The 6,533-nt window shown below is 69.3% G+C and carries 9 protein-coding genes; 6 read left to right on the plus strand and 3 right to left on the minus strand.

The genetic code is table 11. The features are described 5' to 3' along the window. The first annotated feature begins 20 nt into the window (after window positions 1-20). Genes D7Y15_RS27970 through D7Y15_RS27995 form a run of 6 tightly spaced genes read left to right on the plus strand, consistent with a single transcriptional unit; the run spans window position 21 to window position 4,309 of the window. Window positions 21-1,139, plus strand: coding sequence for a glycosyltransferase (locus D7Y15_RS27970; RefSeq protein WP_121754493.1), 1,119 nt, complete (start codon window positions 21-23; stop codon window positions 1,137-1,139). After that, entirely contained in the window at window positions 1,136-1,519 is a 384-nt protein-coding gene (locus D7Y15_RS27975; protein WP_121754487.1) for a lycopene cyclase domain-containing protein, read from the plus strand. Before D7Y15_RS27970 ends, D7Y15_RS27975 begins: the two co-directional genes overlap by 4 nt. Then, window positions 1,516-1,863: a lycopene cyclase domain-containing protein gene (locus D7Y15_RS27980; RefSeq protein WP_120618992.1), complete on the plus strand. Its 348-nt coding sequence runs from the start codon at window positions 1,516-1,518 to the stop codon at window positions 1,861-1,863. Before D7Y15_RS27975 ends, D7Y15_RS27980 begins: the two co-directional genes overlap by 4 nt. Further along, the gene (locus D7Y15_RS27985) at window positions 1,860-2,537 is read left to right on the plus strand and encodes a lysophospholipid acyltransferase family protein (protein WP_121754488.1); all 678 of its coding nucleotides are present in this window, start codon (window positions 1,860-1,862) and stop codon (window positions 2,535-2,537) included. Before D7Y15_RS27980 ends, D7Y15_RS27985 begins: the two co-directional genes overlap by 4 nt. Beyond that, on the plus strand, window positions 2,534-3,394 hold the full coding sequence (locus D7Y15_RS27990) for a MerR family transcriptional regulator (RefSeq protein ID WP_121754489.1): 861 nt from the start codon (window positions 2,534-2,536) through the stop codon (window positions 3,392-3,394). The genes D7Y15_RS27985 and D7Y15_RS27990 overlap by 4 nt, the downstream gene beginning before the upstream one ends. Before the next feature lie 12 nt (window positions 3,395-3,406). Further along, on the plus strand, window positions 3,407-4,309 hold the full coding sequence (locus tag D7Y15_RS27995; RefSeq protein ID WP_121754490.1) for a MerR family transcriptional regulator: 903 nt from the start codon (window positions 3,407-3,409) through the stop codon (window positions 4,307-4,309). A gap of 12 nt (window positions 4,310-4,321) precedes the next feature. On the opposite strand, the gene D7Y15_RS28000 is transcribed toward D7Y15_RS27995, so the two are convergent. The 3 genes from D7Y15_RS28000 to D7Y15_RS28010 are packed head-to-tail and all read right to left on the minus strand — an operon-like array spanning window position 4,322 to window position 6,232. Next, window positions 4,322-4,672: a DUF2019 domain-containing protein gene (locus tag D7Y15_RS28000; protein WP_121754494.1), complete on the minus strand. Its 351-nt coding sequence runs from the start codon at window positions 4,670-4,672 to the stop codon at window positions 4,322-4,324. Window positions 4,673-4,709: 37 nt separating this feature from the next. Next, the gene (locus D7Y15_RS28005) at window positions 4,710-5,084 is read right to left on the minus strand and encodes a DUF2019 domain-containing protein (protein WP_121754491.1); all 375 of its coding nucleotides are present in this window, start codon (window positions 5,082-5,084) and stop codon (window positions 4,710-4,712) included. Beyond that, the gene (locus D7Y15_RS28010) at window positions 5,081-6,232 is read right to left on the minus strand and encodes a hypothetical protein (RefSeq protein ID WP_233605112.1); all 1,152 of its coding nucleotides are present in this window, start codon (window positions 6,230-6,232) and stop codon (window positions 5,081-5,083) included. The genes D7Y15_RS28005 and D7Y15_RS28010 overlap by 4 nt, the downstream gene beginning before the upstream one ends. Window positions 6,233-6,533: the final 301 nt, after the last annotated feature.

Genomic DNA, 6,533 nt, shown 5'->3' on the forward strand with positions numbered 1-6,533 from the left:
GAGCGCAAGGGGCGGACGCCATGAACGCGCTCGGCTTCTTCACGCTCGGGTGGACGGCGATGGCCGGTGGCTTCAGCGCGGTGGCGCTGGCTCGGCTGTATCGCCGTGCAACCGTGACGGTCGGAGGGCCACTGCCTTCCGTGCTGCTCCTGCGCCCCGTGGATGCGCCCACGCCGCTGGAGCTGGAGAACCTGGCGCACCGTATCGACTACGCGGGACCGCTGGAGCAGGTGGTGCTGTCTCCATACCGGCCGCGCCTGGCCGAGGGCGTGCGCTGGCTTCCGAGCGACCCCGTGTGCCCCAACCGCAAGGTGGGCCATCTGCTCTACGCCCTGGAGACGCTTGATGTTCGCGGACGGGTGGTGCTCGCGGTGGACGCGGACGTGGCGGTGACGGGCGCGCTGGTGGAGGGCCTGGCCTCTCCGCTCGTGGCCGGCGCCGCCTTGAGCACCGCTGCTCCCACGCCCGTGGGCGCGATGGACGCGGCGGGCCGCGCGATGGCGGGACTGCTTCGCTACACGCATCACAGCTTCCGCGCGCTGCACGCGATGAGCGCGGGCGCGCAGGCTGTGTGCGGCAAGGCGCTCGGGCTGTCACCGCGCGCGGCGGAAGAACTGGTCGGACTGTCGGACCACATTGGCGAGGACCTGGAGCTGGCGAAGCGACTGCACTCGCGTGGCCTGGACGTGGCCCTGAGCCCCGCGCCCGCGTGGGTGCCTGTCGCCAACGGGACGTCGTGGCGCGTGCCGCTGGAGCGTTTCACGCGCTGGATGCAGGTGCTCGCGAGCCACCGGCCCGGTCTGTATCCCACCGTGCCGCTGCTCTTCACGCCCACCGTGCCGCTGCTGCTCCTGGCCGCGTGGCTTCATGAGCCCGCTGTGTGGCTCGCGGTGGCGGCGCTCGTCGCCGTGCGCACGTTGCTGTCGCTGCGCCTCGCCGCGCTGAGCCGAGTGCCCTCGGAAGTGGACCGGGGCCACGCGCTGACGGACTGGATGCAGGGTGAGTTGCTGCTGCTCGCGGCCTTCGCGGCCTCGCTGACGCGGCAGGGAAGGGTGACCTGGCGCGGCCATACCTACGCGCTGGAAGCTGGGGGACGCATGGTGCGGGTGGCGTCGCAGTGGAGTGGAGGCCCGGGATGACCTACGCGCGCTTCCTGGGCATCTTCGTCGTCCTGCCCATCCTGTTCCTGCTCGTGCGCTATCGCCGCACGCTGTCGTGGCGCGGGCTCGCGCCCATGGGCTTGCTGTTCATCGTCGTCTACGCGGCCACGTCGCCGTGGGACAACATGGCCGTGAAGTGGGGCCTGTGGGGCTTCGACCCGGAGCGCATCTGGGGCGTGAAGCTGGGCTACCTGCCGCTGGAGGAGTACCTCTTCTTCGGCCTCCAGACGCTGCTCGTGGGACTGTGGGCGCGCGACCGGCTGGAGCGCGTGCTGGCGAAGAAGCCTCAGTCCGTGGCTCACGAGCAGAAGTCCGTCCGCGCGGAGCGGACCCTGGAGCCTTCCGAGGTGTCGCCATGATGGAGACGCGCTGGGCGTACCTCATCCACCTGCTGGCGTGGACGCTGCCCGTCATCGCCATCCAGCTGGCGGTGCTCGTGAACCACTACAAGTCCCGCTCGGGAGAGGTGCTGCGCGCGGTGCTGCCCCCGGCCCTGGTCGTGGGCGTGTACCTGTCCATCGCGGATCACCTGGCCATCTCCACCGGCATCTGGAACTTCGGCGAGGGACGCCACGTGGGCGTGTACATCGGCGCCGTGCCGCTGGAGGAGATCCTCTTCTTCCTCATCACGAGCGTGCTGGTGTCGCTGGGGCTCGCGCTGTTCACGGCGCTCCTGCGGCTCCGGGAGGCTCGGGCGTCTTGATTCGCGCGGCCAAGGGTGGGCCCTTCGGGTGGGCAGTGGACCGGTACATCGGGTGGAAGGTTCGCTCGACGTTCCGGGGCCTGTGGGTGCGCGGCGAGCTGCCCACCGACGGCGTGGGCCGGCTCGTCTACCTGAACCACTCCAACTGGTGGGATGGCTTCGTGCTGCACCAACTCTGCCAGGCGGCGGGCTGGGACGGGTACTGCCTCATGGACGAGGAGAACCTCCGCCGCTATCCCTTCCACACGAAGATGGGCGCCTTCAGCATCCGCAAGCAGGACGCGATGTCGTCCCTGTCCTCGCTGCGGTACGCGAAGGAGTTGCTGCGCAAGCCGCGCGCCGCGGTGTGTGTCTTTCCGGAAGGCGAGCACCGGCCCTTCGGTGTCCACCCGCTGAAGCTGGAGCGCGGCGTGGAGCTGCTGGCCCGCGCGGCGAAGGCGGAGTGCGTGCCCATCGCCATCCGCTACGCCTTCTTCGAGCACGAGCGTCCGGACGTCTTGCTGGAGGTGGGCGAGGTCCACGAGGCCGGTCCGCTGGAGCGCTTCCAGAGCGGGCTGGAGACGGTGGTGCGGCGGGTATCCGAGGCCACGAGCCTGGAGGGCTTCACGCGGAAGATGGCGGGGGCGCGAGGCGTGGCGGAGCGCTGGGACCGCGCACGGGGCTTGAGCCCATGAGCCTGCGCATCCGCACCATCGCCCGGCTCACTGGCATCCGCGAGGCCACCCTGCGCGCCTGGGAGCGCCGCCATGGCTTCCCGCGCCCGGAGCGCAGCGAGAACAACTACCGCGTCTATTCACGCGACGAGGTGGAGGCCGTCCGCCGGGTGGCGAAGCTGATGGAAGGGGGCCTCTCGGTGAGCGAGGCCATCGCCCAGGTGCGCGACGAGCCCCGGACGTCCGTTTCTCCGTCGGCGCGGCATGTGGAGCGCTTCTGGGCGGCGGTGATGGTGCTGGACTCGGAGGCCGCGGACGCGGCGCTGTCAGCGGCCCAGGTGGGGCTGTCCGCGACCACGTATTGCGACACCGTCCTCATTCCGCTGCTGCGCGAGATGACCTCGCGCCTGGACGTGGCGCGCGAGCACATGGCGTCCGCGCTGGTGCGGCATCGGCTGCGCATGCTGCTGGCGGGGATGGAGCGTGTGGGCGAAGGGCCCCGGGGAGTCCTGGCGTGTCCGGCGAGGGACCACCACGAGGGCGGGCTGCTCGCGCTGGGCGTGCACCTGAAGGCGCGGGGCTGGAGGGTGACGCTGCTGGGGGCGGACACGCCCGCGGAGGCGTTGGAGGGGGCCTGTTTGCAGGTGCGCCCGGACCTGGTGTCGCTGTCGTTCATCCGCCGCCGGGACTCGGCCGACTTCGTCTCGGTGTTGTCCGAAGCGATGCATGCGTGCGCGCCGGTGCCGGTGGTGGTAGGCGGGCCTGGGGCGCGGGAGCACCTGAAGACGCTGTTCACCCTGGGCGCGCAGTACGCGGAGTCCGCGGAGGAGCTCATCGCCGTCTGGCAGCAGGCGCGAAACGCGCAGAACCGACCGTGAAGCACGCACACCATGGCTGAGCGCACCTATCGCATCCACATCGCCGCGGAGCTGTCGGGAGTCCGGGTGGAGCTCATCCGGGCCTGGGAGCGCCGCTACGGGGTGCTCGAGCCGGAGCGCACGCCCGCGGGCTATCGCGTCTACACCGACCGCGACGTGGCCCTGCTCAAGCGGCTCAAGGCGCTGACGGACGAGGGTGTTGCCATCAGCGAGGCGGCGAAGCTTCTGCCCCAGCTGCGCGCGGAGCTGGACGTGGCGCCTTCCCCGCCCATCGAGAATCTTCAGGCGCGGACCGGGTCGCAGCCGGAGACGTGGCGCGCGGCGGTGATGGCCGCGGCCGAGGCGTATGACCAACCCCGCGTCGTGCGCATCCTGGACGAGGTGCTGACAGCGCTACCGCCGTTGAAGGCCTTCGAGGACGTGCTGGTGCCGGTGCAGCGCGAGGTGGGCGACCGTTGGCACGCGGGCACGTTGACGGTCGCGCAGGAGCACCTGGTGACGCAGGTGGTGCGCGAGCGGCTGGTGAGCCTGTTGCATGGTGCCCCTCGGGGAGGACGCAAGCACGCGGTGCTGGCGTGCTTCCCGGAGGAGGAGCACGAGATTGGTCTGTTGGGCGTTGCGCTGCGGCTGCGCCACGCGGGCATGCGGGTGACGCTGTTGGGGCAGCGCGTGCCGACGGAAGGACTGGGCGAGATGGTGGCCCGGGCAAAGCCAGACGTGGTGGGCCTGTCGGCGGTGACGAACCGGGGGGCCACGGTGTTCGAGGATGTGCTGACGCGCATCCAGGAGGCGGTGCCCAAAGGGCTGCCCCTCTGGGTGGGAGGCCCCGCCGCCCAGGTGCACGCGGAGGTTTGCGAACGCAAGGGTGTGAAGCTCTTTGCCCACGAGGATGACTGGACGCGGATGGCGGGCTGAGCGCCCTCGTCGCTATTCCGGATCCAGGGCCCAGGTGCCCTCATCCCAGCGTTTCAAGGTCTGCCCTGCCTTGAATGGCACGAGTCCTTCGCCCCTGGCCGCCTCCATCAAGACCTCGCGTGCCTCATGCGTCCGGTAGCGAAGCAGGTAGGCTGCGGCCATGACTCGCACATCCATCCTTGGATGACTGAAAAGCACCGTGAGTGCCTCGCGGCCTGCATCCCCATGCGCCCGGAGTTGCTCGAAAGCGGAGATGTACTTCCTCGCGCATCGGTTCCCGGTCTTCGCGTCGCCCTGCCAGATCGCGTCGGTCTGGGCGGCGACGTTGTCCGCAAATTGCCTGACCAAGCCCTCCAGAGTCATCACCAACTGCTTCTCCGGCCCGCTCACTGGAACAGTCCTACTCTTCCAGGGGAAGGGCTCCGTTCTTCCACGCATCAAGGGTCATGGCCGCACTGAGACCCATCAGGCTCGACGCAGGCGTAGACAACATGGAGAGCACCGCCTCTGCCTCACTGGAGGCGAACCGCAAGGCAGCTGTCGCCGCCCAATATCTCGTTCCTTCCTCGGGGTCGGAGAGCAAACCCAGCAAGGCCGCCTCCGCCTCAGTCCCGCGCGCTCGTAACTCTCGCCTGACGGCGGCCGCGTGCTTGTACTCCTTGTTGGCGGCGCGAGTGTTGAGCGCGTTCAACAATCGACCGTGTTTCGCTGAGACCTCGCGAAAGCGCACGATCAACTCTTCCAGCGTCAGCGTCTTGAGGTCCTTTGTCTTCATGGAATGGCTCCGTACTTTCTCATGGTTTTCAGTCCGAATGCCCGCTGTGCTTCATAGGACTGCACCCGAAGCCACTCTCGAACGACTCGACCTCCCGCAGCGTCTTGCACGGATGAGTAGAACGCACTGAGCAACTTGTGCTTCTGCTCATCAATGGCGATGACATTCTCGGTGTTGTGGATGGCCTCCGGCCCGAAGCGCTGCACGTTTCCGGGCGTCTGCTCGACGATGTGGTGCCATTGTTTTCCGCTGCCCGCAGGCCCCATCGCTTTCTTGAAGCCACTGAAGGTCTTCCACGCCTTGACGCGGGACTTCACCGGCCCATTCGATGACATCGCGACAGCGCCTGGCGCGAGGCCGAGTGTGAATCCGTCCGCGGCGATGGCAACCGTCTCGACCTGCCCCATGGCTGCGTAGACCACGCCGGCCTCCGCCTCGGCGCGTACGGCGGCCTGGGCCACCCCTGGCAGGCCCGGGAGCTTCGCACCAAGCGTCGCCCCCGTGCTTCCAATGGCCGCCGTCGCCAGCATCACGAAGGCCCGTGCCGCCTGCCGGCCCATCACCTTGCCGAATCGCTCTCCCGCTCCGCGCAGCTCGTCAAACGTCAGCGCCGCATCCGACTCCGCCATCAGGTGCTGGAAGCCCTGGATGAGGGCCCAGAACGTGTCGATGCCCACGTAGCCGATGAGCGCCGCCGTGAGCACCGCCGCCACGCCCTTCGTCGCGGGCTCCGGCACGGTCCAGAGCAGCGCATACGTGACCGCTGTCCACAGAGCGGCCTGCATCAGCGCTTCGGGATTCGCCATGTCCTTCACGGCGTCCCACAGCTCGTCCAGCACCGCCCCCTTCGCCAACGCGAGCGCCAGGGCGAAGCGCGCGTCCCCCGTGATGACCGGGCTCTCCTTCAGCAGTCCCAGGCAGTCACCGGCCCGTCCGGTCCGTCCGCACCAGCGCAAGTAGGCGCGGGTCATCTCCACGTCAGGCTGCGTCTGCTCGGAGGACAGGTGCTCACCCGGCCCGAGCGGCGTGATGCGGCGGCGCCGCACATCCACCAGGTACGAACCGCTCCGGGGCTCCACCTCGAAGAGTCGCCGGGCCGCATCCTGGGCCCTCGGTGACAACCGAAGCCCCGGAGCCAGCCTCGCCACGGCCTCCTTCAGCGCCCCCGCATCAAGTGGGACCGGCCGGGCCGTTCCATCCGCACGAGGCACGTGGACGACAGGCGCACCGCCCCCCGTGTCGAGCCGGACGACCTTCGTTGCACTGCTGCACCCGACTAAGCCAACCGGAGTAATTCCGTTCAGGGGTACGCTGCGTTGGTAATGAGCAGCGTGCGCCGGAAGAGGCCCCAGCAGGGCGTGCGGCTAACTGCCGGGCAGCGGCGCCTCCTGACAGGGCTGCTCCGCCGCGGCGGGCAGCAGGGAGTGGCGCTGCGTGCCGCGGCTCTCC

This window comes from Corallococcus sp. AB030 (assembly GCF_003668965.1).
GTDB lineage: Bacteria > Myxococcota > Myxococcia > Myxococcales > Myxococcaceae > Corallococcus > Corallococcus exiguus.

Excerpts from the sequence above, each read along its gene's own strand:
- D7Y15_RS28005 (WP_121754491.1), bottom strand. The coding sequence starts at position 5,084 with ATGAAGACAAAGGACCTCAAGACGCTGACGCTGGAAGAGTTGATCGTG.
- D7Y15_RS27995 (WP_121754490.1), top strand. The coding sequence starts at position 3,407 with ATGGCTGAGCGCACCTATCGCATCCACATCGCCGCGGAGCTGTCGGGA.
- D7Y15_RS27990 (WP_121754489.1), top strand. The coding sequence starts at position 2,534 with ATGAGCCTGCGCATCCGCACCATCGCCCGGCTCACTGGCATCCGCGAG.
- D7Y15_RS28000 (WP_121754494.1), bottom strand. The coding sequence starts at position 4,672 with ATGACTCTGGAGGGCTTGGTCAGGCAATTTGCGGACAACGTCGCCGCC.
- D7Y15_RS27970 (WP_121754493.1), top strand. The coding sequence starts at position 21 with ATGAACGCGCTCGGCTTCTTCACGCTCGGGTGGACGGCGATGGCCGGT.
- D7Y15_RS27980 (WP_120618992.1), top strand. The coding sequence starts at position 1,516 with ATGATGGAGACGCGCTGGGCGTACCTCATCCACCTGCTGGCGTGGACG.
- D7Y15_RS27975 (WP_121754487.1), top strand. The coding sequence starts at position 1,136 with ATGACCTACGCGCGCTTCCTGGGCATCTTCGTCGTCCTGCCCATCCTG.